25 protein-coding genes are annotated in these 26066 nt (G+C 65.7%); 11 read left to right on the top strand and 14 right to left on the bottom strand.

Features of this window, described 5'->3' with window-relative positions:
• Window positions 1-42 precede the first annotated feature (42 nt).
• Window positions 43-1671 carry a fatty-acid--CoA ligase gene (locus tag ACQR1I_RS24660; RefSeq protein ID WP_434868024.1) on the bottom strand — a complete coding sequence of 543 codons (1629 nt, stop codon included), beginning with the start codon at window positions 1669-1671 and terminating at the stop codon, window positions 43-45.
• Between the two features lie 127 nt (window positions 1672-1798).
• Between ACQR1I_RS24660 and ACQR1I_RS24655 the strand changes: the two genes are divergently transcribed.
• On the top strand, window positions 1799-2914 hold the full coding sequence (locus ACQR1I_RS24655; RefSeq protein WP_434868025.1) for an extensin family protein: 1116 nt from the start codon (window positions 1799-1801) through the stop codon (window positions 2912-2914).
• A 134-nt stretch (window positions 2915-3048) separates the two neighbouring features.
• Here the strand turns inward: ACQR1I_RS24655 and ACQR1I_RS24650 are convergent, their stop codons facing one another.
• Entirely contained in the window at window positions 3049-3729 is a 681-nt protein-coding gene (locus tag ACQR1I_RS24650; RefSeq protein WP_434868026.1) for a L,D-transpeptidase, read from the bottom strand.
• Between the two features lie 346 nt (window positions 3730-4075).
• Here ACQR1I_RS24650 and ACQR1I_RS24645 point away from each other — a divergent pair, with 346 nt between their 5' ends.
• Both ACQR1I_RS24645 and ACQR1I_RS24640 read left to right on the top strand, forming a co-directional pair.
• A complete protein-coding gene (locus ACQR1I_RS24645) occupies window positions 4076-5053 on the top strand; it encodes a magnesium transporter CorA family protein (protein WP_434868027.1) in 978 nt (325 codons plus the stop codon).
• A gap of 408 nt (window positions 5054-5461) precedes the next feature.
• Window positions 5462-5704, top strand: a complete 243-nt coding sequence (locus ACQR1I_RS24640) for a hypothetical protein (RefSeq protein ID WP_434868028.1) — start codon at window positions 5462-5464, stop codon at window positions 5702-5704.
• A gap of 249 nt (window positions 5705-5953) precedes the next feature.
• On the opposite strand, the gene ACQR1I_RS24635 is transcribed toward ACQR1I_RS24640, so the two are convergent.
• Both ACQR1I_RS24635 and pdxH read right to left on the bottom strand, forming a co-directional pair.
• Window positions 5954-6706 carry an SDR family NAD(P)-dependent oxidoreductase gene (locus ACQR1I_RS24635; RefSeq protein ID WP_434868029.1) on the bottom strand — a complete coding sequence of 251 codons (753 nt, stop codon included), beginning with the start codon at window positions 6704-6706 and terminating at the stop codon, window positions 5954-5956.
• Window positions 6707-6844: 138 nt separating this feature from the next.
• Window positions 6845-7495, bottom strand: a complete 651-nt coding sequence (pdxH, locus tag ACQR1I_RS24630; RefSeq protein WP_434868030.1) for a pyridoxamine 5'-phosphate oxidase — start codon at window positions 7493-7495, stop codon at window positions 6845-6847.
• Between the two features lie 125 nt (window positions 7496-7620).
• On the opposite strand from pdxH, the gene ACQR1I_RS24625 reads away from it, so the two are divergent.
• Window positions 7621-8025, top strand: coding sequence for an RT0821/Lpp0805 family surface protein (locus ACQR1I_RS24625; protein ID WP_434868031.1), 405 nt, complete (start codon window positions 7621-7623; stop codon window positions 8023-8025).
• 112 nt (window positions 8026-8137) lie between these two features.
• Window positions 8138-9103, top strand: a complete 966-nt coding sequence (locus tag ACQR1I_RS24620; RefSeq protein ID WP_434868032.1) for a DnaJ C-terminal domain-containing protein — start codon at window positions 8138-8140, stop codon at window positions 9101-9103.
• A gap of 341 nt (window positions 9104-9444) precedes the next feature.
• Here ACQR1I_RS24620 and ACQR1I_RS24615 read toward each other — a convergent pair whose 3' ends face one another.
• Both ACQR1I_RS24615 and ACQR1I_RS24610 read right to left on the bottom strand, forming a co-directional pair.
• Window positions 9445-10215, bottom strand: coding sequence for an anti-sigma factor family protein (locus ACQR1I_RS24615; RefSeq protein ID WP_434868033.1), 771 nt, complete (start codon window positions 10213-10215; stop codon window positions 9445-9447).
• A gap of 103 nt (window positions 10216-10318) precedes the next feature.
• Window positions 10319-10807 (bottom strand): sigma-70 family RNA polymerase sigma factor, encoded by a 489-nt coding sequence (locus tag ACQR1I_RS24610; protein ID WP_434868034.1) that lies wholly within the window; start codon window positions 10805-10807, stop codon window positions 10319-10321.
• Between the two features lie 306 nt (window positions 10808-11113).
• Between ACQR1I_RS24610 and fabI the strand changes: the two genes are divergently transcribed.
• From fabI to ACQR1I_RS24590, 4 genes are all read left to right on the top strand, one after another.
• Window positions 11114-11947 carry an enoyl-ACP reductase FabI gene (fabI, locus tag ACQR1I_RS24605; RefSeq protein ID WP_434868035.1) on the top strand — a complete coding sequence of 278 codons (834 nt, stop codon included), beginning with the start codon at window positions 11114-11116 and terminating at the stop codon, window positions 11945-11947.
• A gap of 11 nt (window positions 11948-11958) precedes the next feature.
• Window positions 11959-12558, top strand: a complete 600-nt coding sequence (locus tag ACQR1I_RS24600; RefSeq protein ID WP_434868036.1) for a histidine phosphatase family protein — start codon at window positions 11959-11961, stop codon at window positions 12556-12558.
• Between the two features lie 115 nt (window positions 12559-12673).
• Window positions 12674-13759, top strand: a complete 1086-nt coding sequence (aroC, locus tag ACQR1I_RS24595) for a chorismate synthase (RefSeq protein WP_434868037.1) — start codon at window positions 12674-12676, stop codon at window positions 13757-13759.
• A gap of 53 nt (window positions 13760-13812) precedes the next feature.
• Window positions 13813-15003 carry an adenylate/guanylate cyclase domain-containing protein gene (locus ACQR1I_RS24590; RefSeq protein ID WP_434868038.1) on the top strand — a complete coding sequence of 397 codons (1191 nt, stop codon included), beginning with the start codon at window positions 13813-13815 and terminating at the stop codon, window positions 15001-15003.
• Between the two features lie 6 nt (window positions 15004-15009).
• Here the strand turns inward: ACQR1I_RS24590 and clpS are convergent, their stop codons facing one another.
• A complete protein-coding gene (gene clpS, locus ACQR1I_RS24585) occupies window positions 15010-15315 on the bottom strand; it encodes an ATP-dependent Clp protease adapter ClpS (protein WP_434868039.1) in 306 nt (101 codons plus the stop codon).
• Between the two features lie 232 nt (window positions 15316-15547).
• Here clpS and ACQR1I_RS24580 point away from each other — a divergent pair, with 232 nt between their 5' ends.
• The gene (locus tag ACQR1I_RS24580; protein WP_434868040.1) at window positions 15548-16393 is read left to right on the top strand and encodes a DUF1194 domain-containing protein; all 846 of its coding nucleotides are present in this window, start codon (window positions 15548-15550) and stop codon (window positions 16391-16393) included.
• A gap of 295 nt (window positions 16394-16688) precedes the next feature.
• Window positions 16689-17258: a septal ring lytic transglycosylase RlpA family protein gene (locus ACQR1I_RS24575; protein WP_434868041.1), complete on the top strand. Its 570-nt coding sequence runs from the start codon at window positions 16689-16691 to the stop codon at window positions 17256-17258.
• Window positions 17259-17360: 102 nt separating this feature from the next.
• Here ACQR1I_RS24575 and ACQR1I_RS24570 read toward each other — a convergent pair whose 3' ends face one another.
• The 7 genes from ACQR1I_RS24570 to ACQR1I_RS24540 all read right to left on the bottom strand — a co-directional run bounded on the left by ACQR1I_RS24570 (window position 17361) and on the right by ACQR1I_RS24540 (window position 26029).
• Complete coding sequence (locus ACQR1I_RS24570) at window positions 17361-18596, bottom strand: class I SAM-dependent RNA methyltransferase (RefSeq protein ID WP_434868042.1); 1236 nt, start codon at window positions 18594-18596, stop codon at window positions 17361-17363.
• Entirely contained in the window at window positions 18589-19326 is a 738-nt protein-coding gene (locus ACQR1I_RS24565) for a TlyA family RNA methyltransferase (protein ID WP_434868043.1), read from the bottom strand. The genes ACQR1I_RS24570 and ACQR1I_RS24565 overlap by 8 nt, the downstream gene beginning before the upstream one ends.
• 223 nt (window positions 19327-19549) lie before the next feature.
• Window positions 19550-20107 (bottom strand): nucleoside 2-deoxyribosyltransferase, encoded by a 558-nt coding sequence (locus ACQR1I_RS24560; RefSeq protein ID WP_434868044.1) that lies wholly within the window; start codon window positions 20105-20107, stop codon window positions 19550-19552.
• A 31-nt stretch (window positions 20108-20138) separates the two neighbouring features.
• Complete coding sequence (gene dxs, locus ACQR1I_RS24555; RefSeq protein ID WP_434868045.1) at window positions 20139-22064, bottom strand: 1-deoxy-D-xylulose-5-phosphate synthase; 1926 nt, start codon at window positions 22062-22064, stop codon at window positions 20139-20141.
• 892 nt (window positions 22065-22956) lie between these two features.
• Window positions 22957-23208 carry an exodeoxyribonuclease VII small subunit gene (locus ACQR1I_RS24550; RefSeq protein WP_009027911.1) on the bottom strand — a complete coding sequence of 84 codons (252 nt, stop codon included), beginning with the start codon at window positions 23206-23208 and terminating at the stop codon, window positions 22957-22959.
• A 99-nt stretch (window positions 23209-23307) separates the two neighbouring features.
• Window positions 23308-24237: a histone deacetylase family protein gene (locus tag ACQR1I_RS24545; RefSeq protein WP_434868046.1), complete on the bottom strand. Its 930-nt coding sequence runs from the start codon at window positions 24235-24237 to the stop codon at window positions 23308-23310.
• Between the two features lie 115 nt (window positions 24238-24352).
• Window positions 24353-26029 (bottom strand): bifunctional metallophosphatase/5'-nucleotidase, encoded by a 1677-nt coding sequence (locus ACQR1I_RS24540; RefSeq protein ID WP_434868047.1) that lies wholly within the window; start codon window positions 26027-26029, stop codon window positions 24353-24355.
• Window positions 26030-26066 lie beyond the last annotated feature (37 nt).

Below are 26066 nucleotides of genomic sequence, written 5' to 3'. Positions count from 1 at the left end.
GCGGGCGCAGGGGCCGTTCGTCACCCGCGGAGCGGGAGTTTGTTACGCCGCCGCGTTGGGGAAGCGATAAGCCTTGAATTGCTCGCGCAGTGCGGTCTTGAGGATCTTGCCGGTCGCGGTGTGCGGGATGCCGTCGACGAAGGCGACGTCATCGGGCATCCACCACTTCGCGATCTTGCCTTCCATGTATTTCAGGATGTCCTCGCGCGTCGTGGTCTGCCCCTGCTTCAGCTGCACGATCAGCAGCGGCCGCTCGTCCCATTTGGGATGGAAGATGCCGATCACGGCCGCCTCGGCGACGGCGGGATGGCCGACCGCGAGGTTCTCCAGATCGATCGAGGAGATCCATTCGCCGCCGGACTTGATGACGTCCTTGGAGCGGTCGGTGATGCGCATGAAGCCGTGCTCGTCGACGGTGGCGACGTCGCCGGTGTCGAAGAAGCCTTCCTCGTCGAGGATGTTGCTGTCGACCTTGTAGTAGGCCTTCGACACTGCGGGACCGGAGACCTTGAGCCGGCCGAAGGTCTTGCCGTCCCATGGCAGCTCGGTGCCGGAATCGTCGGTGATCTTCATCTCGACGCCGAACGGCGGGAAGCCCTGGGTCTGCAGCACGTCGAGCTTGGCGTCGCCGGTGGCGTCGAGGAACGGCGGCTTCAAGGTGGCGAGCGTGCCGATCGGGCTCATCTCGGTCATGCCCCAGGCGTGGCGCACGCCGATGCCCATGTCGAGGAACGCCTGGATCATCGAGCGCGGCATCGCCGAGCCGCCACACACCACCATCTTCAGATGCGGCAGCGTGAGCTTATGCGCCTGCATGTGCTGCAGCAGCATCAGCCACACCGTGGGCACGCCGGCGGTATAGGTCACCTTCTCGGTGTCGAGCAGCTCGTAGACCGAGGCGCCGTCGAGCTTGGGACCGGGCATCACCAGCTTGGTGCCCATCGAGGGCGCTGAGAACGCGATGCCCCAGCTGTTGGCATGGAACAGCGGAACCACCGGAAGCATTGTGTCGCCGGCGGACGTGCCGAGCGAATCCCTGGAATTGGCCATCAACGCATGCAGCACGTTGGAGCGATGCGAATACAACACGCCCTTGGGATCGCCGGTCGTTCCGGATGTGTAGCACATCGCCGCTGCGGTGTTCTCGTCGAACGTGCCCCATTTGAAATCGCCGTCGGCCTCGCCGATCCACGCTTCATAGGCAACTGCGTTCTTCAGATTCGTCTGCGGCATGTGGGCGGCATCGGTCAGCACGACATACCGCTCGACGCTCGGCAGCTTGTCGGCGAGCTTCTCGAGAATCGGCACGAAGGTCAGATCGGTGATGACGATCCGGTCCTGCGCATGGTTGATGATCCAGCCGATCTGTTCGGGGAAGAGACGCGGATTGACCGTGTGACAGATCGCGCCGATTCCCATAATACCGTACCACACCTCAAGATGGCGGCCGGTATTCCAGGCAATGGTTGCGATTCGGTCGCCGAGCTTGATGCCGTCGCGCGTCAGTTTTTGTGAAACCTTGAGAGCGCGGTCGTGGATTTGCCGGTAGGTGGTGCGAACGATGGGGCCTTCGACCGAGCGTGTCACGACCTCCTGGGAGCCGTGGATCGTCGCCGCATGCTCGATGATCCGGTGGCAAAGCAGGGGCCAGTCTTGCATCAATCCAAGCATCAGGTCGTTCCTCCGGTGGTATTCGCTTTAGGGCAGCGAGGGTCTTTTGGTCCGTTCCGTGAATTTTAGCGCGCGCCGCACCGCGCGCAAATGGCCTTGTGGCGGCCACGACGTCGCGCCGGGTGCGATGGTTAGCGCTGCCGCCGCTGCGCTCGCATTGAGCTGCCTCATGACCGTGCCCGCGACCGCAAGGTCCAGGGAGGCCGCTCAGTCGCAACAGCGCGCCACGGCCGCGGCATCGACGCGCCAAGATCAACCCCTGGCGGTGGTGCCACTGCCTCGCCCGCGTCCCGAGACGGCGCCGAAGCGGGGCGCGCACGAGCAGGCCAAGGATGAAGCCAATGACGGCAAGGACGAGGCGGCCGAGGCACCCAAGGACAGCGGTAAAGACGCGAAGACGCCTCCGGTGCCGCAGCAATCCGCCTGCCGCCTGGCGCTCACCGAGGAGATCGCGGTCGCGCCTTCGATCCCGCCGATCAAGGGGCCGGGCGCCTGCGGCGGTGACGATCTGGTCCGGCTCGAGGCGGTGATGCTGCCGGACAAGCGGCGGGTGGCGTTGGCGCCGGCGGCGGTCATGCGCTGCACGATGGCGACGGCGGTGGCCAACTGGGTCCGCAACGATGTGGCGCCACTGGCCGCCCGGCTCGGCAGCCCGATCGCTGCGCTGGACAATTACGATTCGTATCAGTGCCGCGGCCGCAACAACATCGTCGGCGCCCAGATGTCGGAGCACGGCCGCGCCAATGCGCTCGACGTGCGCGGCTTCAAGCTCGCCGATGGCCGCATGATCGAGCTCACCGACCGCACCCAGCCGCGCGATCTGCGCGAGGCCGTGCTGCATTCGGTCTGCACCCACTTTGCGACCGTGCTGGGCCCGGATTCCGACTGGTATCACGAGGACCATATTCATCTCGATCTGGCCGAGCGCCGCAGCAACTACCGCATCTGCCAGTGGGACGTGCTCGATCCGATGCCTAAGGTCGCCCCCCTGATGCCGGCCGCGCGCCCAGACGACGCGCCGCCGCGTGAGACCGCGGAAGCCGAGGACGACGGCAAGGAGGCGAAATCGGCGGCTCGCCATGGATCAGGCGGCGCAGCAGAGCCGGAGGCCCGCAAGTCGGCCCCGTCCGAGCCGGCATCGGGTGATGCGGAAGCTGGGGAAGCGGAGCCCGCTGTGCCTCCACCCGCGCCAAAGCCGGCGGCTGCGAAGGACGCCAAGAAGAAGCACAAGAGCAGGTCCTGAGGACGATCAGCTTCCTCGCGCACAGCCCCTAACAAACAGCCCCAAACAAAAAGAGCGCCGGTTGCCCGGCGCTCTCGAAAAAGGATGCTAAACGCGTTTCTCGGCTTTTGATTGCGGCCGGCTTCAGCCGAAGCTTATTGCATCGCAGCGTAAGTGCCGCCGCCCTGCAGCGCCATCTGCGGCTTGTACGGCGAATCGCCCTTCTTCGGATCCAGCACCACGACGATGGTGCCGACCTTGACCCGGTTGTAGAGGTCGATCGCGTCCTCGTTGGTCAGGCGAATGCAGCCCGATGAGATCGAGGCGCCGATATATTCCGGCTGGTTGGTGCCGTGGATCCGGAACAGCGTGTCCTTGCCGTTGGCATAGAGGTACATCGCGCGCGAGCCCATCGGATTGTCCGGACCGGCGGCCACGAAGGTCGGCACGCCGAGGCGCTCGATCTCGCTCTTGGTCGGATGCCAGGCCGGCCACTCGGTCATGGCGCCGACCTTGGCGATGCCGGACCAGGCCATGGCTTCCTCGCCGACAGTGATGCCGTAGCGGATCGCCTTGCCGCCATCGAGCACGTAATAGAGGTAGTGAGCGTCGGAATCGACGACGATGGAGCCCGGCGCTTCCTTGCGATGATACTCGACGATCGCACGGCGATAGGGTTCCGCCACCGGCGTATTGGTGTAACGGATCTTCGCCAGAAGCTCCTTGTCCTTCGGCTTGAAGGCCTGGGCGTTGGTCGCCTCATAGGTCGTGGCCTGCATGCAGCCCGACAGCATCAGGCCGGCGGCCAGGAGTCCTAATTTCACCTTCAGCGACATGTCACAAATTCCAATTGACAGCTGACGTTGCAATGGCACGGCCGCGCCACTGCAGCGCGATTCCACATGTCCCATTATCGTCAAAATCGATCGCGATTCCAGCCGATACACGCACAAGTCACGTTGCAGCGCCGTGATTGTTGCTTTTTTGCCGCAAAATTTCGGCCAGTCATCCACAGCTGTGCTCTGAACAGCACGTTCGCGCCCGCGATCGCCGCCGACGCGGCCATTTAGGCCACACACGCGCGAAATGCCGATGGACCCTGTCGGCAAGCTGCGTCACAAGGCAGCAGCATCCCACCGCTAAGCCGCCGAAACCACGTTTGGCGATTCGGAGTCTCCCTGCATGTTCTCAGTGTACGTCCCGTCGGAGGTCTCGCTCAAGAAGGCCCCGGTCACGGATGCCTCGGCGCTGCCGGAGAATGCGGTCTGGGTCGACCTGGTGAACCCGAGTGGCGCCGAGGACCGGGCGGTGGAGAAGCTGGCCGGCATCGCGGTCCCGACGCGCGAGGACATGCAGGAGATCGAGATCTCCAGCCGTCTCTACATCGAGAACGGCGCCCGCTACATGACCGCGACCCTGATGTGTCACTCCGATACCGACATGCCGAGAACCACGGCCGTGACCTTCATCCTCGCCGGTCACCGCCTGGTGACCGTGCGCTACGATCAGCCGCGGCCGTTCGCGGTGGTGGAGGCCAAGCTCGCCCGCAGCTGCGCGCCGGGGATCACCGGCGAGATGGTCCTGATGGAACTGCTCGACGCCGTGATCGACCGCTGCGCCGACATCCTCGAGCGCGTCGGGGCGGACATCGACCAGGTCAGCCACGAGATCTTCGAGCCGAACAACGAACGGCACGGTCACGCCAAGCAGTATTCGCAGATCCTGATCGCGATCGGCCGCAAGGGCGACCTGACCTCGAAGGTGCGTGAAAGCCTGGTCTCGATCGGCCGCCTGGTGACCTTCCTGTCCGCGGTCGTCGAAGGCGTGAAATGGTCGAAGGACATGCGCGAGCAGCTCAAGACCATGCAGCGCGACGTGGCCTCGCTGACCGACCATGCCTCCTATCTCGCGGGCAAGATCACCTTCGTGCTCGATGCGATGCTCGGCGTCGTCAATCTCGAGCAGAACAACATCATCAAGCTGTTCTCGGTCATGGCCGTCGTGCTGATGCCGCCGACCTTGATCGCCTCGATCTACGGCATGAACTTCAAGATGATGCCGGAGCTCGAATGGGCACACGGCTATCCGATGGCGCTGGTGCTGATGCTGATCTGCGCAATCGTGCCGTACTGGATCTTCAAATGGAAGAAGTGGCTGTAGGCGCAGCGCGCCCGTCGATTCGCGCCAGCGATTCCAGAACACTTGGTTTGCACCGTGTGAACGCCTGCATCCCGGATAGCGGCAATTTCTGCCGCATGCGCGCCATGTTGTTAGTAGCGATGCCTCGATGTTCACTAACCGAATGCCATCGCAGGTAACTGGCTATGCACCTCAAGTAACACAGATGATAAGATGCGCGTCATGCCACAAATAGTTGTTAGGCTGGCGGCAATGCCGCTGCAAACCCGCCTCAATTGCTCAGGTAAAATTTGACGGGAACGCTGAACGTTTGATCGAAACTTCTCTGCGATAACTCAGCTCGTGAGCATGGCCAACAAAAAGCGCTTCGGCGCGTGGCATGCAGGAGCTCCAAGGCGCGTTCAATGCGCCCATGGCCAAGAGGCGGCAATGGTTGAGAAACGCATAACGGCATCGAACAACGTGGTCGCGCTCGCCAGCTACCAGCGCAGCCGTGCCGATAGCATCGTGGCCCATGCGCTGTCGCCGCGCACCTGCCGCTATTGCGGCGCCGAGCTCGATCACGACGAACGCGAGGATGACTGCTCCAGCGCGCTCAACCTCAACATCGAATCCGCACGTTTGCGCTGGCGCGCCGCCCAGATCCTCCGTGGCCTGGTGTGCGAGGGCTGAACGAACGTTCTCGCGCCGGCGCCGGGTGGCACGGCCGTCAATTCGAACCGGGTAGGCCGATGCAATCGGTCATACAGCGCTCCCTTCCGGGGGCGCTGTTCGTTTGTGGCACCCGCCCGCCGCGCAACGATGTTTGCAACTGGCGTTAATCGCACCTTGGAGCCGCCACCCGGGTCTCGTCGAGAGCAGCAAGCAGGCGTGAACCAAGTCGGGTCTGGCTTGATCCAGGGTTTGGTTCGTCCGCCGCCCTCAGACGTGCTGGCCGCCGTTGATGTGGATCTCGGCGCCGTTCACGTAGGAGCTGGTTTCGGTGCACAACACGTAGATGATCTTGGCCACCTCGTCCGGCGTGCCGAGCCGCTGCATCGGGATCTGCTCCTGCACGATCTTCTCGGTGCCGGGCGACAGGATCGAGGTGTCGATCTCGCCCGGCGCGATCGAGTTGACGCGCACGCCGACGCGGCCGAAATCCGACGCCATTTCACGTGTGAGTGCGGCCAATGCCGCCTTGGAGGTCGCATAGGCGGCGCCGGCAAACGGATGCACCCGCGAGCCGGCGATCGAGGTCACGTTGACCACGGAGCCCTTGGCGGCCTTGAGCTCCTTGATCAGGCCGCGCGCCATCATGATGGGCGCGAAGAAGTTGACGCGGAAAACGTGATTCCAGGTGTCGAGGTCGGTGTCGACGGTGCCGAGCCGCGCGCCGCCGGAGCCCTTCGGCGAAATCGCAGCGTTGTTCACCAGCGCATGCAGTTCGCCGCCGTCGATGCGCTGCTTGATCTCGGCGATCGCGCGCAGGGTGTCCTGTGGATCGGAGAGATCGACCTGGACGTGGTCCTCGGGGCCCGCACCCCAGGGGCACTCCTCCGGAAAGGGGTGCCGCGAGCAGGTAAGGACGCGCCAGCCGGCGGAGGAGAAGCGGATCACGGTGGCATGACCGATGCCGCGGCTGGCACCGGTCAGCAGCATCGTGCGCCGCGGCTGGTTGGAAGGAGTGGGCATGAATGGGTCTCTCACGATCCCTTGAGGGATCAGCTTACCACAATGGTTGCGTGTTCGGTGCGCTATTCCTGAGCACCGGGGGCGAAGCTCGTTAGTCGACTGTCGCGTGATGAGGGGAGGGCGCTCGGCCGTCGTCCCTTACGGATACATCCTCACTTTGCTCCAGTGCTGGCCAGCGGCCTCGCGCCTGAACTCGATGCGGTCGTGCAGCCGGAATGGCCGGTCGTGCCAGAACTCCATCCGCAGCGGCGTGATGCGCCAGCCGCTCCAGCCCGGCGGGCGCGGCACCTCGCCGATGATGTATTGCGCGGCCGTCTTGGCGATCGCCTGCTCGAAGGCGAAGCGGCTCTCGAGCGGCTGCGACTGCTTGCTGGCCCAGGCACCGAGCTGCGCCTGCTTCGGGCGGGTCGCGAAGTAGGCATCCGCCTCCGCGTCGGTCACCGGCGTCACGAGGCCGCGGATGCGAACCTGCCGGCGCAGCGACTTCCAGTGAAACAGCAGCGCGGCCTTCGGATTGGCGGCCAGCTCCTGGCCCTTCTGGCTGGCCTTGTGGCTGTAGAACACGAAGCCGTCGGCGTCGTAGCCCTTCATCAGCACCATGCGCACGTCGGGCAGTCCGCTGTCGTCGACCGTCGACAGCGCCATCGCATTCGGATCGTTCGGCTCGCTCTTGACGGCCTCGGCAAACCACTCGGCAAACAGAGCAAACGGCTCGCCGGCCTCGGTAAAATCAGCCGATGTACCGGATGTTAAGGTTGTCTGGTGTTTGATGCTCGTGGGGTCGGTCATGTGTATGGGGAGTCCGAGTTTTGCGTTCACCCGCGGCCAAGCGCGCGCAAGGTCATGCTGGTCCGGTCCTATATAGGGCATCGGTCCGGCTTGGCCTATCCGCGATCGGTCCTGCCGGCACCGCTTTGACACTCATTCTAATCGGTCTGTCGGGTGGTGGTTGCAGCTTCTCGCGCCCCGAATCGGCTTATGCCAAGATGGAGGATGCGGAGATCACCGGAACGATCAGCCCGCCGCCCGAGCGCGAGCCGACGGAGGGCGATCTCGCCTTTGCCCGCAACGCCGCCTCCGACGTGCTGACCAAGGGCACCAAGGATTCCAGCCAGCCCTGGCAGAATCCGCAGACCGGCGCCCGCGGCTCGGTGACGCCAATCGCCAAATCCTATACGGCCGAGAACGGCAGGACTTGCCGGGACTTCCTGGCGAGCTACGTCAACGGCAAGACGGAGCGGTGGCTGCAGGGCTCGGCGTGCCGTGTCGAACGCGGCCGCTGGGACATCCATACGCTCAAACCCTGGCAGCAAAGCTAGCCGGGTCGCGTCGGAACCCGTTGCAAAAATACAACGGACTCCCCACATGAAATGCAAAGCGGGCGGGGAGCCCATAGGTTAGTATCAGACATTCTGTAAGGAGACGTGACGGATGCGCGACCCCTATGAGGTCTTGGGGGTGCCGCGAAGCGCCAGCGCTGCGGCCATCAAGAGCGCCTATCGCAAGCTCGCCAAGAAGCACCATCCCGACAGCAACAAGGACGATCCGAAGGCATCGGCCAGGTTTGCCGAGATCAATTCGGCCAACGAGATCCTGGGCGACGAGGACAAGCGCAAGCAGTTCGATCGCGGGGAGATCGATGCCGAGGGCAAGCCGCGCTTCCAGGGCTTTCCCGGCGGCGGCGCTGGCCGTCCCGGTGCCGGTGGCGGCGGCTTCGAGAACTATACCTTCCGCAGCGGCGGCGGGCCGGGCGGCGGCTTTGGTGGCGGCGGCTTCGAGGACATTCTGAACAGCATGTTCGGCGGTGCCGCCGGCCGCGGCGCGCGCGGCGGCGGCAACCCGTTCGAATTCGACACCGGGGGTGTTGGCGTCGATCTCGACCTGAAGGTCGCGATGTCGGTGACGCTCGAGGAGTCCGTCAAGGGCGGCGAGAAGCGCGTGCGCCTGCCGTCGGGCAAGGAGCTCAACGTCAAGGTTCCGCCCGGTGTGACGGCGGGCCAGCAGATCCGGCTCAAGGGCCAGGGTGAGAGCGCGCCCGGGCACCGGCCCGGCGACCTCCTGATCACGATCCAGATCGCGCCGCATCCATACTTCAAGGTCGAAGGCAGCGACATCAGGCTCGATCTGCCGATCACGCTCTATGAGGCGGTGCTGGGCGCCAAGGTGCGCGCGCCGACGCTCGGCAGCGCGGTCGAACTGTCGATCCCGAAGAACACCTCCAGCGGCCGCACCTTCCGTCTGAAGGGCAAGGGACTGCCGAAAAGCGACGGCTCGATGGGCGACCTGTTCGTCACCACCAAGATCGTGCTTCCGGACGGCAACGACGCTGATCTCGAGGCCCTGATGACCAAATGGCGCGACCGCCATCCGTACAATCCGCGCAGCAACCTCGCCTGAGGTTGCGCGTTGCGGGATTGATCGCTGCAGATCTGAGAAGAAAAGTGCGGCCTCGAAGGGGGGACCAGCGCGGTACAAAACCCCGATCGAGGCCGCGTTCGTGTCGATCGGCGGATCGAACACTCCTCATTTTTTCGTGACTATTTGGTGCGATATTGAGACGCGCCGGTGCCATGATTCCAGATTTTCGGTGACGGAATTGCGGCATCCACCTTAACGTGTATCCGGCTGGCGGCGAGCGCACGGAGCGATGCGCCGCCGCATGGCTTGCGGACGCCTCGCAACCGCTTCTGACACGGCCGCAAATCGCCTCCTGGGCGAGATCGAGGCGCGATACTCCGCTAGCCGCCCACGCGTTCGGCCTGGTCATAAACAAGGCGTGCAACCTGGGTGAGACGTGTCCGGTCGCTGCCGCCGGTGACGACATAGCCGACGCCGCGCTCGGCCCAGGACAGCGCGGCGGCATTGCCCTGCGCCGTGTAGCGCATCTGCGCAGCCTCGATCCCGGTCTTGCTCGCATAGACCGTGAAGCGCTCGCCGGAGGTGCTCTCATACATCAGGAACGACGCGGGACCGGACGGGCCCGGCAGCAGCCGGCCGCCGACCAGCTTGAGGCCGGTGGCTTCGAGCTCGGGGGCCTGCACGGTGCGGCCGCAGCGGCGCGTCAGCCATTGCTGCAGATGGACCTTCTCGTCGCCGGGAACTTCGACCGGATGCCGCACGTCGACCACGTAGAGCCTGTGCGCATCGAGCGCATCGCCAACCAGGCTGAGCAGCAGCGACGGCGACGATGCCGCGCCATGTGCGACCCAACCGAGGGCGCCGCCGAGGCTGAACGCGAAGATGCTGGCGGCGGCCGCACCGATGATCCAGCGCCGTGGGCGCCTGTCCAGACGATCGAGGTCGAGGCGCCGCGGCACCGGCTCGTTGGCGACGGCGTCGTAGCGCGCATGCAGGGCTTCGGCCATGCTGCGCCAGGATGCCACCCGTTCGGCATCCGCTGGATGCGCCGCGAGCCAGGCCTCGACATCGCCGCGGCGCTCCACCGGCAGCTCGTCGTCGACATAGGCGTGCAACTCGTCTTCGGTGACGGGAATGATCGGGTCGGTCATGGTCTGGTTCTCATTGCAGCCGCACGACCGCACCTAGGCGCGGCCGCAACGGCCCGGTGCAGGCGACCGCGATAGCGCGGCTTTTGTGCGGTAAATCGGGCAGTCATTTCACCCTCCGGAGCGCCGGCCGCTCACCCTCGAGGACCGCGCGGACGTGGGCGCGGGCGCGAGCGAGGCGGGACATCACGGTCCCAATCGGCACGCCCTGGATCTCGGCCACCTCGCGGTAGCTGAGCCCTTCGAGGATCACGAGCAGCAACACGGCGCGCTGCTCCTCGACCAGCGTGGCCAGCGCGCGCTCGATGTCGCGGCCCTCGGCCTCGGTGCCGCTGGCGTCCGGATTGTCGTCCTGGAGCGGCATGAAATGCGGCCGCCGCGCCAGCGATCGCCGGCGGTTCTTGTTGAGGTTGGTCAGGATCGTGTACAGCCAGCTCCTGATGTCGCCGCCGAGGAACAGCCGCTCCGAGCGCAGCGCCCGCACCAGCGTGTCTTGGACCAGATCGTCGGCCGCATCGACGTCGCGCGCCAGCGCCCGCGCATAGCGGCGCAGTGCCGGGATCATGGCCTCGACGCTCTGGCGGAACGCGCTCATGGGGTGCCCTGCGGCCGTTCGACGTGGGACAAAGGTGCGGGCCGCAACCGCGCCTTGCACAGACCATAACACCCTGATGACACGTCTATTCCGGCATCCGGATCTCTGCGGAGACTTTGCCACAGGAGAGGCGGAATGGCACTGTACCGGGCCAGACCGGTGGTGTACGTCCAGTCCTCAGAGCATGACGCGTTTCCGACGGAAACACATCATGCTCTCATCTCCTTGTTTGAGCATGATCTCTTCGGAAAACCGGTTTCCACTTTTCCGGATCATGCTCCAATCATCAGTTCGATGGGAAGCCGCATGGCGCAGATTTCAGGTTTGATGCAGGGCAAGCGCGGGGTCGTGCTCGGCGTGGCCAACAACCGCTCGATCGCCTGGGGCATCGCCAAGGCTGCCCGCGCCGCTGGCGCGGAGATCGCGCTGACCTACCAGGGCGACGCGCTGAAGAAGCGGGTCGAGCCGCTGGCGGCCGAGCTCGGCGGCCTCGTGCTCGGCCATTGCGACGTCACCGATCCCACGACCATTGATGCCGTGTTCGACGTGCTGAAGGAGAAGTGGGGCAAGATCGACTTCGTCGTCCACGCCATCGCCTTCTCCGACAAGGACCAGCTCGACGGCCGCTACATCGAGACCACGCAGGACAATTTCTCCAAGAGCATGCTGATCAGCTGCTACTCGCTGACCGCGATCGCGCAGCGCGCCGAGAAGCTGATGACCGATGGCGGCTCGATCATCACGCTCACCTATTACGGCGCCGAGAAGTGGATGCCGCACTACAACGTGATGGGCGTCGCCAAGGCCGCGCTCGAGGCCAGCGTGCGCTATCTCGCCGCCGATCTCGGCGAGAAGAACATCCGCGTCAACGCGATCTCGGCAGGTCCCATCAAGACGCTGGCGGCCTCGGGCATCGGCGACTTCCGCTACATTCTGAAGTGGAACGAATACAACGCGCCGCTGCGCCGGACCGTGACCATCGACGAGGTCGGCGACAGCGCGCTGTATCTGCTCTCGGACCTGTCGCGCGGCGTCACCGGCGAGGTGCATCACGTCGATTCCGGCTATCACGTCGTCGGCATGAAGCGGCCGGAGGCGCCCGACATCTCGCTGAGCAATTCCGTCGGCGCCAAGGAATAACTCATCGCGCAATGCCCCGGCCCACGATCTACTACATCCGCCACGGCGAGACGGAATGGAATGCACTCGGCCGGCTGCAGGGCACGCAGGACATTCCGCTCAACGCGCGCGGGCGCGAGCAGGCGGTCCAGGCCGGCAACATCCTGAGCGAGCTGGTGACGCGCAACGGCCATGACGTGGCGCGCCTGCCATACGTTGCGAGCCCGCTGGTCCGTGCGCGCGCCACGATGGAGCTGCTGCGCGGGGTCCTGAACCTGCCGGTGGCGGATTATGCGCTCGACCCGCGGCTGCGCGAGATCGGCTATGGCAAGTGGGAGGGATCGACGCTGCCGGAGATGCAGGCGGCCGATCCCGCCTTCTACGCCAAGCGCCTGACCGAGAAATGGACGCTGGCGCCGGAGGGCGGCGAGACCTATGCCGATGTCGAGCGCCGCGTCCGCGACTGGTATGATCAGCTGTCTGGCGATATCGTGGCGGTCGCCCATGGCGGCACGGCGCGCGCGCTGATGGTGGCGCTCGGCTTCGCCACGCCGCAAGGCGCGGTCGATCTGCCGATCCAGCAGGGCGCGGTCTACGTGTTCGGCGAGAACGGGTTCGACAAGTTCAGTTAGTTTCTGTCCGTCATTCCGGGACGCCTCGCGAGAGGCGGATCCGGAATCTCGAGAGTCCGGGTCTGGTCATCAGGACCATCCCGGAATGACGGTTTTCCGATCGGGTGATCAGCTCATGTCCTTCAACACCTTCGGCCACATGTTCCGCGTCACCACCTTCGGCGAGAGCCATGGCGTGGCCATCGGCTGCGTGGTCGACGGCTGCCCGCCGCGGATTCCGCTGGAGGCGGCCGAGATCCAGACCGATCTGGATCGCCGCCGCCCGGGCCAGTCGCGCTTCACCACCCAGCGCCAGGAGCCGGACCAGGTGAAGATCCTGTCCGGCGTCATGGCCGATCCCGACACCGGTGCGCAGGTCACCACGGGAACGCCGATTGCGCTTCTGATCGAGAACACCGACCAGCGCTCCAAGGACTATTCCGAGATCAAGGACAAGTTTCGCCCGGGCCATGCCGACTTCACCTACGAGGCGAAGTACGGCCTGCGCGACTATCGCGGCGGCGGCCGCTCCTCGGCGCGCGAGACCGCGACCCGCGTCGCCGCCGGCGCGATCGCCCGCAAGATCCTGAACGGGGTGAAGGTGCGCGGCGCGCTGGTGCAGATGGGCCCGCACAAGATCGACCGCGACAAGTGGGACTGGGACGAGATCGCGCGCAACCCGTTCTTCTGTCCCGACAAGGACAAGGCGGCATTCTTCGAGACCTATCTCGACGGCATCCGGAAATCCGGCTCGTCGATCGGCGCGGTGCTCGAGATCACCGCCGAAGGCGTGCCCGCGGGGCTGGGCGCGCCGCTCTACGGCAAGCTCGATGCTGATCTCGCGGCGGCGATGATGAGCATCAACGCCGTCAAGGGTGTCGAGATCGGCGCCGGCTTCGGCGCGGCCGAGCTGACCGGCGAGGAGAATGCCGACGAGATGCGCTCGGCCAATGACGGCACGCGCTTCCTCTCCAACAATGCCGGCGGCATCCTCGGCGGCATCGCCACGGGCCAGCCGATCGTGCTGCGCTTCGCGGTCAAGCCGACCTCGTCGATCCTGACGCCGCGCCAGACCGTGGATCGCGCCGGTCACGAGACCGAGATCCTGACCAAGGGACGTCACGACCCCTGCGTCGGCATCCGCGCGGTTCCCGTCGGCGAGGCGATGATGGCCTGCGTGCTCGCCGACCATCTGCTGCGTCATCGCGGCCAGGTTGGCTGACGTTCGACGCTACGCACAATTGCTGTTGTCGTGCAGCTCGCCTAATGTCAGCCATGGATACCTCCAAGCTGCGGGAGATCAACGACTGGCTGGTCGACGGCGCGCGGTCCGCGGCGACGCCGAGCCAGATGATGGCCGAATGCTGCGCGCGGCTGGTGAGCCTCGGCCTGCCGCTGTGGCGGCTCGGCGTGTTCGTCCGCACGCTGCATCCGGACATCGCTGGCCGCAGCTTCGTCTGGCGCGAGGGCGCCGAGGTCGAGATGGGCACGGTCGATTTCGGCTTCGAGAGCACGCCGCTCTACAAGGATAGTCCGCTCGCGCTCGTATTCGAGCACGGCCACGAGTTCAGGGCCGATCCCCGCGGTCCCCTGGCGGAGCGTTTTCCGATCCTGATGGATCTGCGCGCCGAAGGCGTGACCGACTATCTCACCTTGCCGATGACCTTCATCGACCGCGCAATCCATGCGTCGAGCTGGACCACCAGATCTCCGCAAGGCTTCACCGACGAGCAGCTGAACGCGATCCGCTCGCTGATGCCGGCGCTGGCCCGCTACACCGAGATCATCACGCTCCGGCGCACCGCCTCGATGCTGCTCGACACCTATGTCGGCAACAGCGCCGGCGAGCGCATTCTGGGCGGCCAGATCCGCCGCGGCCATACCGACACGATGGATGCGGCGATCTGGCTGTCCGACCTGCGCGGCTTCACGCCGTTGTCGGATCGGCTGCCGGCCGAAGACGTGGTGGAGATCCTCAACCACTATTTCGACTGCCAGGTGGACCCGATCCGCGAGCACGGCGGTGAGGTGCTGAAGTTCATGGGCGACGGTCTGCTCGCGGTGTTTCCGATTCGCGAACAGGGCGGCGATCAGGCCGAGGTGTGCGGCCGTGTGCTGGCGGCCGCGCGCGCGTCGCGCGCCCGCGTCGACGCGCTGGAATATGGGTCTGGCGGTACCGGGGAGCGCTTTCGCTTCGGCGTGGCGCTGCATGTCGGACGACTGCTCTACGGCAATATCGGCGGCGGCAACCGGCTCGACTTCACCTGCATCGGCCCGGCCGTCAATCTCGCCGCCCGGCTGGAGAAGATCGCTGCGCGGCTGAAGCGCACGGTGGTCGCGTCGGAGGCATTTGTCGGCGCCTGTTCCGAGCCGTCGAGCGACCTCTGGACCGATCTCGGTGAATTCCCGATCGCCGGTCTTTCGACCGAACAGCGCGTCTTCGGATTGCGCGAGGAGGGGACTTAGTCCGCCTCAGGTCTCCGGCTCGGTGGTGAACAGCAGCGGGTAGCCCTTGGCGCGACCGGCGTCGGTCGCCCGCGTCGCCTTGGTCTCGGCGACGTCCTTGGTGAACACGGCGACGACGCAGACGCCGAGCTTATGGGCGGTGATCATGACCTTGTAGGCCTGGTCCTCAGTCATGCGGAATTCCGCCTTCAGGATCATCACGACGAAATCGCGCGGCGTGAAGTCGTCATTGACGAGGATGACCTTGTAGAGCCGCGGACGCTCGACCTTGGTGCGGACCTTCGTCTTCGGCTTGGCGACGGAGTCGTTCATGCAGGGCGCGCTCATGTGTTCCTGATGCGGCGGGTACGCCACAATACAGCCTTCGGCTTCTCCGGGAAACCACGGGCAATTGGCTAGGGATTGATCAGTTGCAAGGCCGCCAGCCCGTGCAGCGGCCACGGCGTGAAAGAAGCTAACCGGAATGTGAATGGACCTGATCGTTCCCGCTTTGCTGAGGGGACTTTGCATGTCACCATCATCTGACGCGATTGGAGGGCAGCTCATGCGCTGGTGGATCTCGGTCGGGGTGGCGTGTCTGGCAGGCGCCTTGGCGGGCGGCGTCGCAGTCGTCGCGGCTGCGCCCAGAACGCCGCCGGCGCAGCAGCTGAGCGAGAAGGAAGCCTCCGTCGACGTCGAGCTGATCCTCGCCGTCGACGTCTCCTACTCGATGGACCTCGACGAGCTCGCCATCCAGCGCGAAGGCTACGCCCAGGCGCTCAGTTCGCGCGAGTTCCTGCAGGCGCTGAAGAATGGCGTTCACGGCCGCATCGCCGTGACCTATTTCGAATGGGCCGCGTCGAGTGATCAGAAGATCATCATTCCCTGGCGCGTGATCGACGGCCCGGAAAGCGCCGACGCGGTGGCGGCCGAGATCATGAAGACGCCTATCCGGCGGGCATCGCGCACCTCCATCTCCGGCGCGATCTACTTCGCGATGCCGCTGTTCGATGAAGATCCCTATCGCGGCCTGCGGCGAGTGATCGACATCTCCGGCGACGGGCCGAACAACAACGGCTCGCCGGTGACGATCGCACGCGACGAGGCGGTCTCGAAGGGCATCGTGATCAACGGGCTTCCCATCATGGTGAAGGAGCCGTCCTATTCGACCATGGATATCGAGAACCTCGATCTCTACTACAAGGATTGCGTCACCGGCGGCACCGGCTCGTTCGTGGTGACGATCAAGAGTCGCGATGAGTTCAAGGAAGCCATCCGCACCAAGCTCTTGATGGAGGTCGCCGGCCGCGCGCCGCCGCCGCGGATCGTGCCGGTCGCCGACTCGCCGAAGGATCCGCGGGTCTCCTGCCTGATCGGCGAGAAGATCTGGCAGGATCGCTGGGGACGCTGAAGCCGCCGCTGCCCTCCGCCTGCTGGGCTGGTCAGCGCATGGACCGCTGGCGCGCGACGAAGGCTCCGGAACGACGGCTGCCGACGCGAGGCATACGCCTCCCGCGGGGAAGCACGGCGCCTTGCGTGCCGATCTTGTGGACAAGCACTCCATACCATCGATCCTGCGTGCCTGTGGCTTAGCAGCCACAATCGCCCGAAAACCAGGAGTTGCGCAGCTCTCAAGTTCACTTTGCCACCGTGCCGCCGCGATTGGGCCGCGACCATGTTGGGGTTGAGGCAGAGGCGCACAGAACATGCGAATCATCCACCGGACAGAACGTCCCGCGCAGCGCGTCTCGCGTGCTGTCATCCAGGGTCCGCGGGTAGGGCTCGGCCGCCAGTCGTTGCGGCTCGTCCTGGTCTGTGCGGCAGCGGCATCGCTTGCTGCCTGTGCGCAGTCGTCGGCCGTTCGGCAGGCGCGCCTGATGGCACCGACCAGGCAGGCGGCGTATGAATTCCGGCCGCAGCCGCAGCGCGCCGAGACGGCGCCCAACTCGGTGGTCCACGTCCGGCAGGCCGAGGCAAGTCCACCGCCTGCGCACGCCGCGTCGTCGGGTCTCGCCAGCTACTATTCGGAAGGCCGCAGGACCGCGAGCGGCGAGCGCTTCGATCCCTCCGAGCTGACGGCGGCGCATCGCAGCCTGCCGTTCGGCACCCGCCTGCAGGTCACCAACGTCAAGACCGGCCGCTCGGTGGTCGTCCGCGTCAACGATCGCGGACCCTTCGTGCAGGGCCGCGTCGTCGACGTCTCCTACTCGGCCGCACAGGCGCTGGGCATGGTCAACACCGGCGTCGCGCCGGTGAAGGTCAGCGTGGTGAGGTAGTAGTTTGATCCGTCATTGCGAGCGCAGCGAAGCAATGCAGAGTCCTTGCTGGGCCCTGGATTGCTTCGCTGCGCTCGCAATGACGCGGAGTGCGGAGTCGGCTCACCGCACCAGCCTGGCCACCAGCTCGACATGCGGTGTGTGGCGGAACTGGTCGACGGGGACCACGGTCTCGAGCTTGTAGCCGCCGTCGATCAGCATGCGGATGTCACGGGCGAAGGTCGTGACGTTGCAGGACACCGCGACGATCACCGGCACCTTGCTGGCCGCGAGCTGCTTGGCCTGCGCCTGCGCGCCCTGGCGCGGCGGGTCGAACACGACGGCGTCGATGTCGCGCAGCTCCAGCGGCATCAGCGGGCGGCGGAACAGGTCGCGGGCCTCCGCCTTGATCGGCTTCAGGCCCGGCGTGCCGGCGGCCTTCTGCAGCGCTGCGATCGAGCCGGCGTCATTGTCCATCGCTGTGACGCGGGCGCGTGTGGCGAGCCGCAGCGCGAACGGGCCGACGCCGCAGAACAGGTCGGCGACGTGCTTGGCCTTGCCGACGCGTTCGACCGCCAGTTGGGCCAGCGTCTCCTCGCCGAGCACGGTGGCCTGCAGGAACGAGCCCGGCGGCAGCGTCACCTGCGCCGTGCCCATCGCCACGACCGGCGGATTGCGCATCAGGACCAGTTCACCATGCCGCGTCAGCCGCGCCAGGCGGTGCTGCTCGGCGAGGCGTGACAGTTCTGCGATGCGCGGCGGCGGCAGCGGGCCGGAGCCGCGGATGTCGATGTCGAGGCCGTTGCTGGTCGCGGTGGCCTGGATGTCGAGCGGCTTGCCGGTCGGCTTCAAGGCTTCCGCCAGCGCCCATGCGGCCTCGAGCGCCCCGTCCAGCGCCGGATCCAGGATCGGGCAGCGGTCGATCGGCACGATTTCGTGGCTGTTGGCGGCCGAAAATCCCACTCTCAGAATGTCGTGCGTGCCCATGCGCGCGTGGAAGGTGGCGCGACGGCGGCCAGCGCCGTGGGCGTCGACGAGATCGGCCACCTCGCAATCGACCCTGGCTGCCTTCAGCGTCTCGATGACGATGTTGCGCTTCCATTGCCGATAGGGTTCGGGCTGCCAATGCTGGATCGCGCAGCCGCCGCAGACGCCGAAATGTGCGCAGAACGGCGCGATGCGTTCCGCGCTCGGTGTCTCCACTGCCAGCAGCTTGCGGCGGTCGGGATGGCCGGGAACCGCGGCCGCCTCGACGGTCTCGCCGGCGAGCGTGTAGGGGACGTACAGCGCCTCGCCTGACGACAGCGACACGCCGTCGCCGCGATGGCCGACATGGTCGATGATGAGATGCTCAACCATGGCGGCGCGCTCCCAGGAAGAATTCGGCGTTGCCGTCGCCGCCCTTGATGGCTGACGGGAAGATCTCGATGTCGCTGCAGCCGAGCGAGGCGGCGAAGGCGGCGATGTCGGCGCAGACGGCCTCATGCACCGCCGTGTCCTTGATGATGCCGCCCTTGCCGTGCGCACCCTTGGCCTCGAATTGCGGCTTGATCAGTGCCAGCAGGCTCATCGGCGACGCCGCCAGCGACAGCGCCACCGGCAGCACGGCCTTCAGCGAGATGAAGCTGCAGTCGATGACGACGACATCGGGCCGCTGCGGCAGCCGCTTGCCGTCGTAGCTGCGGATATCGGTCTGCTCCATCGAGACGATCCTGGGGTGATGGCGCAGCGACGGATGCAACTGGTCGCGGCCGACATCGACCGCGAACACGACCGCCGCGCCATTGGCCAGCAGCACCTCGGTGAAGCCGCCGGTGGAGGCGCCGACATCGAGGCAGACATGGTCCTCGACCTCGATACCGTAATGCTCCAGCGCCGCCGCGAGCTTGACGCCGCCGCGCGACACCCAGGGATGCGCCGGCTCGGCCTGCAGCACGGCGTCGGCCGGGACGCTCTCTGAGGCCTTGCCGACCTGCTTGTCATTGGCGAACACCAGCCCCGCCTCGATCGCCGCCTGCGCCCGCGCCCTGCTTTCGAACAGGCCGCGTTCGACCAGGAGGATGTCAGCACGTTTGCGGGGAGGGGGCATGGTCTTGATCAGTGGTCATGAGTTGTGGAGGTCGCGCCCCCAAATTCAGTGTCGTCCCTGCGAACGCAGGGACCCATAACCACAGGACATAGTTTGTTGGAAGATGGCAACTACGAGTCTGCCCAACACGACTTCCTGTGGTTATGGGTCCCTGCGCCGTGTGCGCAATTGCGCACTAGGCAGGGACGACAGCTAGGGCGTGGCGAGCAGAATGCCTCCCAACCTACGAGACCGTCGCCAGCCGCGCCGCCGCCACCCTCACGCAGTCCTCGAACGCCGCCAGGTCATGCCAGACATCCCCCGGCCGCTTGCGCGGCAGCACCAGCGGCACGCCGTGCAGCTCCAGCGCGTGGATCATCATCAGATTGTCCGGCAGGCCGAAATCCTCGACCGTCAGGTTCTCGGCATCGACCAGACGTCCGTCCTGCTCCGTCACCGTCGTGAAGCGGCGGGCACGGTCGGAATAGAGCGTGGGATCGTTGCAATAGCCGAGGCAGAGCTTGCCGCGGCCGGCCATGTAGCCGAGCTCGTAGACGGTGCCGGCATCGGCGCCGGGGCCGCGGAAGGGCGTGAGATTGGCGATGATGGCATCAGCGCCCTCCATCATCGCCTCGTTGCCCAGGAAGATCTGGCGCGAGGCGTCGGAGGCGGCGAGGTCGATGCTGTTGTCGAGCGGAAAGAGACCGGTCAGACCATGGCGCTCGCAGATCGCGGCCTTACGGCGGCCGATCTCAATGGCGTCTGGCAGGAACACGTCGGGACCTGCCAGATAGATCTTCATGGCTCACCGAGTACCAGGTCGCAAGCCCGCCTCAGGCGAGCTTGACGGCCTCGGTCGCGTAGTCCTTGCCGAGCGCCTCGAACACCTTGCGGACGATGCCCTTGGCGTCGAGACCGGCACGGGCGTACATCGCCGTCGGCGTGTCGTGATCCTGGAATTCGTCGGGCAGCACCATCGTGCGCATCTTCAGGCCGCCGTCGAGCATGCCCTGGTCGGACAGATACTGCATCACATGCGAGCCGAAGCCGCCGATGGAGCCTTCCTCGATCGTGATCAGGATGTCGTGCTCGCGGGCGAGCTTCATCACCAGCTCCTCGTCGAGCGGCTTCATGAAGCGCGCATCGGCGATCGAGGCGGACAGGCCGTGAGCGGCGAGCTCGTCAGCCGCCTTCTCGCATTCGGCGAGACGGGTGCCGAACGAGAGCAGGGCGATCTGCTTGCCCTGGCGGATCATGCGGCCCTTGCCGATCGGCAAGGGAACGCCCACCTCGGGCATCTCCACGCCGCGGCCTTCGCCACGCGGATAACGCACCGCACTGGGCTTGTCGTTGATCGCGACCTGGGTCGCCACCATGTGCACCAGCTCGGCCTCGTCGGAGGCGGCCATGATCACCATGTTCGGCAGGCAGCCGAGATAGGCATTGTCGAACGAGCCGGCATGGGTGGCACCGTCGGCGCCGACCAGGCCGGCGCGGTCGATGGCGAAGCGCACCGGCAGCGACTGGATCGCGACGTCGTGCACGATCTGGTCGTAGCCGCGCTGCAGGAAGGTCGAGTAGATCGCGCAGAACGGCTTGTAGCCTTCGCTCGCAAGGCCGGCGGCGAAGGTCACCGCATGCTGCTCGGCGATACCGACGTCGAAGGTCCGCTTCGGAAACGACTTGGCGAAGATGTCGATGCCGGTGCCGGACGGCATCGCGGCGGTGATGCCGACGATCTTGTCGTCCTTCTCGGCTTCCTTGACCAGGCTCTGACCGAACACGTTCTGATAGGCCGGCGCGTTCGGCTTGGCCTTGGCCTGGGTGCCGGTGGCGATGTCGAACTTGGCCACCGCGTGATATTTGTCGGCCGCGGCTTCCGCCGGCGAGTAGCCCTTGCCCTTCTGGGTCACGACGTGGACCAGGATCGGACCGGTCTCCATGTCGCGGACGTTCTTCAGGACGGGCAGCAGATGGTCGAGGTTGTGGCCGTCGATCGGGCCGACGTAATAGAAGCCGAGCTCCTCGAACAGCGTGCCGCCGTCCATCATGAAGCCGCGGGAATATTCCTCGACGCGGCTGGCGCGGTTGGCGATGACCTTCGGCAGATGCTGGCCGAGCTGCTTGGCGGCATCGCGCAGCGTGCGGTAGGTCTTGCCCGAGTACAGGCGCGACAGGTAGGCCGACATGGCGCCGACCGGCGGCGCGATCGACATGTCGTTGTCGTTGAGGATGACGATCAGGCGCGAGTTCATCGCGCCGGCATTGTTCATGGCCTCATAGGCCATGCCGGCGGACATCGCGCCGTCGCCGATCACGGCGATCACGTTGTTCTTGCCGCCCGCGAGATCACGGGCGACGGCCATGCCGAGGCCGGCGGAGATCGAGGTCGAGGAGTGCGCGGCGCCGAACGGATCGTAGTCGCTCTCGGTGCGCTTGGTGAACCCGGAGAGGCCACCGCCGGTGCGGAGCGTCCGGATGCGGTCGCGGCGACCGGTCAGGATCTTGTGCGGGTAGGCCTGGTGGCCGACGTCCCAGATCAGGCGATCGCGCGGGGTGTCGAACACGTAGTGAATCGCGGTGGTCAGCTCGACCACGCCGAGACCGGCTCCGAAGTGACCGCCGGTCACCGAGACCGCGTCGATCGTCTCCTGGCGCAGTTCGTCGGCGACCTGCCGGACCTGCTCGACCTTCAGCCGGCGCAGATCTTCCGGAGTCTTGATGGTGTCGAGAAGCGGCGTCTTACTAAATGTGGTCACGGTGACATTCCAATTTTGCAGGTCGGCTTCAAGGACCGACACCTGAGAGGTTCATCGTAACGGGCGGCGAAACCTGAAGCCTTGAAGGTCACATCCGCGCGGATCGAAGCCGCAGTCCGGAACCTAGCCGGGTTTTGGATCGATCTATGTGATGTAAGTCACTCTTGGTGGCCTTGCCGTCCTCGTTAGTCGCCCAAGATCGCCAAGTCGTTCAGCCGAGTCAGTTTTGCCAGCTCTTGCAAGCGCTTAGTTCCATGCTCCCGGGGAGAATGGGCACTTCCAAAAAACCGCAGTTCCGAGAAGCTTTACACCAAAGCGCGTCTTAAAGCCAACCCGGCCGCAGATGGCAAGCCCGCAAACGGTACCGTTGCGCCGGACTTCAACCTCGGCGGCGTGTCTGCGGTTCCAGTCAGCTGCATAAAACGATGGCAGCTGCGGGCCCGGAATAGACCGGAGAGACCGGCTGGGTCCAGGGATATTTCTGCGTCGCAAAACTGGCAGTGGTGCGGATCGCGAGCGCCAATTGCGCGATGAGCCATGCGTTCTCGTAAGGGGATCAATCCCCGCATGATCATCAAGACGTCATACGCGTGCAGTCTTTCGTTGAGTCCACAACTGCAAGTATCTGCGTCAGTACCAGCGCGCGAAACACGTCGCGATGCGCTCCATTCCGCCAACGGGCCGATCCACATCGTGTTGCGTGGTAAACAAAGGACGTGGATCTGCGGTTCGCTTGTACCAGCCTTGGCTGGCAACCGAACTTAACCCTTTGCACCGATTTTCGGCTGGACTGCGCGATCGAACGGCATCGCGCGCGTGCGGACAATGCCCGCGGGCGACAGCAAAAATAATTGCTGACCGGCCGCGAGGGGAAATCCGTCTGCGGTATCGGCTACTGCACGTCGAGCGGCGCGGTCCCGGTGGCGCGGCCGCTGGCGTCGGTCGTGATCTTCTCGACCCTCGCCTCGGCCTGGCGCAGCAGCTCCTCGCAGCGACGCTTCAGCGCCTCGCCCCGCTCGTAGATCGTCACCGACTCCTCAAGCGGCACCTTGCCGTCCTCGAGCCGTTTGACGATCGATTCCAGTTCCTCGATCGCGCGCTCGAACGACAGCTTCTTGACGTCGGTTACGGTGTTGTCCGCCATGCGGGTTCCCTGCAGATACTCAACTCCGGGGCCGTGCTTTTACACCCCGGTTGTGGCCCTGTCAGGCCCCCAAGGGGTGCAGCGGTGGGAAACTGGGGATTACGCCCCGGTCAGCGCCGCGACGTGGGCCGAGACGGATTCCTTAAGTCCCTGAAGATCATAGCCGCCCTCCAAGACGGAGACGACGCGCCCGCCGGCGGTCTTGTCGGCGAGTTCCATCAGCTTGCGGGTGACCCAGCCGAAGTCCTCGGCCCGCAGGTTCAGCGACGCCAGGGGATCGCGATAATGCGCATCGAAGCCGGCGGAGATGATCACGAGCTCGGGGCTGAACTTGGTCAGCTGCGGCAGGATCAAATTCTCGAAAGCGGAGCGGAATTCGAGGCTGCCGTCCTCGGATTGCAGCGGCGCATTGACGATGGTGTCGTGCTCGCCGCGCTCGCTGCGGGCCCCGGTGCCGGGGAACAGCGGCATCTGATGGGTCGAGCAGTACATCACGCTCTTGTCGGCCCAGAAGATGTCCTGGGTGCCGTTGCCGTGATGCACGTCGAAATCGATGATCGCGGCGCGCTCGATCCCGAAGGTGCGCTGGGCATAGCGGGCGGCGATCGCGACGTTGTCGAAGAAGCAGAAGCCCATCGGCTTGGCGATCTCGGCATGATGTCCCGGCGGGCGCACGGCAACGAAGGCATTGCGGTGGCGGCCGGACATCACGGATTCGGTTGCCGCGACCGCGCCGCCGACGCCGCGCATCACGGCTTCCCAGGTGCCGGGGGACATCGAGGTGTCGCCGTCGAGATAGACGATGCCCGATGTCGGAGCCATCTGGCGCAGCTCGGTGACGTAGTGCTCGTGGTGGCAGAGCAGGGCCAGCTCGATGTCGGCCTCGGGCGCCTCGTCGCGATCCAGGAACGCGAAGCGCTCCTCGGCCAGGGCCTCCTCGACGGCACGCAGGCGGTCGGCGCGCTCGGGATGTCCGGACGGCGTGGCATGATCCAGGCAGGCTTCATGAGAAAGATACAGCGTCGACATCAGGGCTCTGCCACTCGCGCGTTGCGGGAACGCCCAATCTAGGCGCTGGACGCAGCCGCGGAAAGGGCCCGGAACGGGATATGTCCGGGTTTCCGGCCGGCGATCATTTCGGGCCTTACTGCGCCTTGCTGACGATGCGGTCGCGCGGCGGCGGCGACAGCGGGCTGTTGGCCTTGAGATAGGCGAACAGCGCCTCGTCGTCATAGGGACCGATCACAGCATCGCGGCCGTTCTTGAAGGCGGTGAAGCCGTCGCCGCCGAGCGCGAGATAGTTGTTGAGGGTGACGCGATAGGCGGCGGCGGGATCGATGCGCTTGCCGTCGAGCATCATGCTCGCGGCATCGATCCGCGCGCCGGCGGGCTGCTTCGCATCGAAGGCGTAGGTGAAGCCGCGAGAGACTTGCAGGATGCGCGGCCGCGCCGGATCGAGCCATTGCTGCTCCAGCGCCGCCTTGATGTCGGCGCCGCTCAACGTGACCGTCATCAGCTGGTTGCGGAACGGCTGGCTGGCGAACACGTCGGCATAGCTGACGGCGCCGTCGTCGCGGCGGGCGAGATCGGTGCGGATGCCGCCGGGATTGGTCATGGCGATGACCGCGCCGCCCTTGGCCGCATTCGAGGTGGCGGCGAGCTGGGCGTCTGCGATCACGTCGCCGAGCGCGCTCTCGCCCGACGCGTTCGGCAGCCGCGACAGCGGCTGCGTGATCACGCCTGCGGGCTGGCTGGCGATCGGAGCTGCGAGCGTTTCGTAGGACGCGATCAGCGCGGTCTGCGCGGCGTCCTTCGGCAGCGCGGTGTCGACCACCATGTTGGTCGCGGTCGCGCTGATCACGTCGCGCGTGGTGCGGTCGAGCTTGACGTCGATCGCGGTCACCAGCGTGCCGAACTTGTCGCCGGACGTGACGAGCCGCTTGTCGATGGTGCAGACATAGGCCTGATGGGTATGGCCGGAGATGACGATGTCGACGGCGCTGTCGAGATCCTTGACGATGTCGACGATCGGGCCGGACAGGCCGGGGCATTCGTTCATGCCGCCGGAGGGCCAGCCGCCCTCGTGGATCAGCACCACGATGGCCTGCACGCCCTTGGCCTTCAGCTCCGGGATCAGCGCGTTGATGCTCTCGGCCTCGTTGCGGAAGTCGAGGCCGGCGGAGCTCGCCGGCGAGATGATGCCGGCGGTGCCCTTCAGGGTCAGCCCGATGAAGGCGACCGGGATGTCCTCGAAGGTGCGGATTTCGTAGGGCGGAAACACCGTCTTGTCGGTGCCCTTGAGAAACGTCGACGCCGCGAGATAGTGGAATGTCGCGCCGGTGAATGGCTGCGGTCCGCGGCAGCCATCGGTCGGATGGCAGCCGCCATTCTGCATCCGCAGCAGCTCGTCCTTGCCTTCGTCGAACTCGTGATTGCCGACCGCCGACAGCGCCAGTCCCATCTGCGACATCGATTCGATCGTCGGCTCGTCGTGGAACATCGCCGACAGCAACGGGCTGGCGCCGATCAGGTCGCCGGCCGCCACGAAGATCGTGTTCGGCTGGCCGTCGGACAGCAGCTTGACCAGGCTCGCCATGTGCTCGGCGCCGCCGGCCGGCACCACGCTGCTCTTGGTCGGATCCGCGGGATCGGCGATGCGGATGCCTGAGGATGGCGGCTTCAGATTGCCGTGGAAGTCGTTGATGGCGAGGATGCGCAAGGACACCGGCTCGTCCTCGGCCGAGGCCGACGGGGTGAGGAGACTGGCGGCGGCGATACAGGTCAGCAGGCAGGCGGCGGCGAAGCGATCGAGACGGCTCATGACAAGGTCACATCTGATGCGACCGGCGAGGCGCGAT

The sequence above is a fragment of the Bradyrhizobium sp. HKCCYLS2038 genome (assembly GCF_051167655.1).
Taxonomy (GTDB): domain Bacteria; phylum Pseudomonadota; class Alphaproteobacteria; order Rhizobiales; family Xanthobacteraceae; genus Bradyrhizobium.
Note: the sequence above shows the minus strand (reverse complement) of the source record. Positions and strands in the feature narration are given on the sequence as shown.

Bases quoted from the DNA above. Each gene is read 5' to 3' on its own strand.
- ACQR1I_RS24600 (WP_434868036.1), top strand. From the start codon at position 11,959: ATGCCCCGGCCCACGATCTACTACATCCGCCACGGCGAGACGGAATGG.
- ACQR1I_RS24655 (WP_434868025.1), top strand. From the start codon at position 1,799: ATGGTTAGCGCTGCCGCCGCTGCGCTCGCATTGAGCTGCCTCATGACC.
- clpS (WP_434868039.1), bottom strand. From the start codon at position 15,315: ATGAACGACTCCGTCGCCAAGCCGAAGACGAAGGTCCGCACCAAGGTC.
- ACQR1I_RS24545 (WP_434868046.1), bottom strand. From the start codon at position 24,237: ATGTCGACGCTGTATCTTTCTCATGAAGCCTGCCTGGATCATGCCACG.
- ACQR1I_RS24560 (WP_434868044.1), bottom strand. From the start codon at position 20,107: ATGAAGATCTATCTGGCAGGTCCCGACGTGTTCCTGCCAGACGCCATT.
- ACQR1I_RS24620 (WP_434868032.1), top strand. From the start codon at position 8,138: ATGCGCGACCCCTATGAGGTCTTGGGGGTGCCGCGAAGCGCCAGCGCT.
- pdxH (WP_434868030.1), bottom strand. From the start codon at position 7,495: ATGACCGACCCCACGAGCATCAAACACCAGACAACCTTAACATCCGGT.
- ACQR1I_RS24580 (WP_434868040.1), top strand. From the start codon at position 15,548: ATGCGCTGGTGGATCTCGGTCGGGGTGGCGTGTCTGGCAGGCGCCTTG.
- ACQR1I_RS24650 (WP_434868026.1), bottom strand. From the start codon at position 3,729: ATGTCGCTGAAGGTGAAATTAGGACTCCTGGCCGCCGGCCTGATGCTG.
- ACQR1I_RS24550 (WP_009027911.1), bottom strand. From the start codon at position 23,208: ATGGCGGACAACACCGTAACCGACGTCAAGAAGCTGTCGTTCGAGCGC.
- ACQR1I_RS24640 (WP_434868028.1), top strand. From the start codon at position 5,462: ATGGTTGAGAAACGCATAACGGCATCGAACAACGTGGTCGCGCTCGCC.
- ACQR1I_RS24635 (WP_434868029.1), bottom strand. From the start codon at position 6,706: ATGCCCACTCCTTCCAACCAGCCGCGGCGCACGATGCTGCTGACCGGT.
- fabI (WP_434868035.1), top strand. From the start codon at position 11,114: ATGGCGCAGATTTCAGGTTTGATGCAGGGCAAGCGCGGGGTCGTGCTC.
- ACQR1I_RS24610 (WP_434868034.1), bottom strand. From the start codon at position 10,807: ATGAGCGCGTTCCGCCAGAGCGTCGAGGCCATGATCCCGGCACTGCGC.
- ACQR1I_RS24575 (WP_434868041.1), top strand. From the start codon at position 16,689: ATGCGAATCATCCACCGGACAGAACGTCCCGCGCAGCGCGTCTCGCGT.
- ACQR1I_RS24565 (WP_434868043.1), bottom strand. From the start codon at position 19,326: ATGCCCCCTCCCCGCAAACGTGCTGACATCCTCCTGGTCGAACGCGGC.
- ACQR1I_RS24660 (WP_434868024.1), bottom strand. From the start codon at position 1,671: ATGCTTGGATTGATGCAAGACTGGCCCCTGCTTTGCCACCGGATCATC.
- ACQR1I_RS24570 (WP_434868042.1), bottom strand. From the start codon at position 18,596: ATGGTTGAGCATCTCATCATCGACCATGTCGGCCATCGCGGCGACGGC.
- ACQR1I_RS24645 (WP_434868027.1), top strand. From the start codon at position 4,076: ATGTTCTCAGTGTACGTCCCGTCGGAGGTCTCGCTCAAGAAGGCCCCG.
- ACQR1I_RS24615 (WP_434868033.1), bottom strand. From the start codon at position 10,215: ATGACCGACCCGATCATTCCCGTCACCGAAGACGAGTTGCACGCCTAT.
- aroC (WP_434868037.1), top strand. From the start codon at position 12,674: ATGTCCTTCAACACCTTCGGCCACATGTTCCGCGTCACCACCTTCGGC.
- ACQR1I_RS24540 (WP_434868047.1), bottom strand. From the start codon at position 26,029: ATGAGCCGTCTCGATCGCTTCGCCGCCGCCTGCCTGCTGACCTGTATC.
- ACQR1I_RS24590 (WP_434868038.1), top strand. From the start codon at position 13,813: ATGGATACCTCCAAGCTGCGGGAGATCAACGACTGGCTGGTCGACGGC.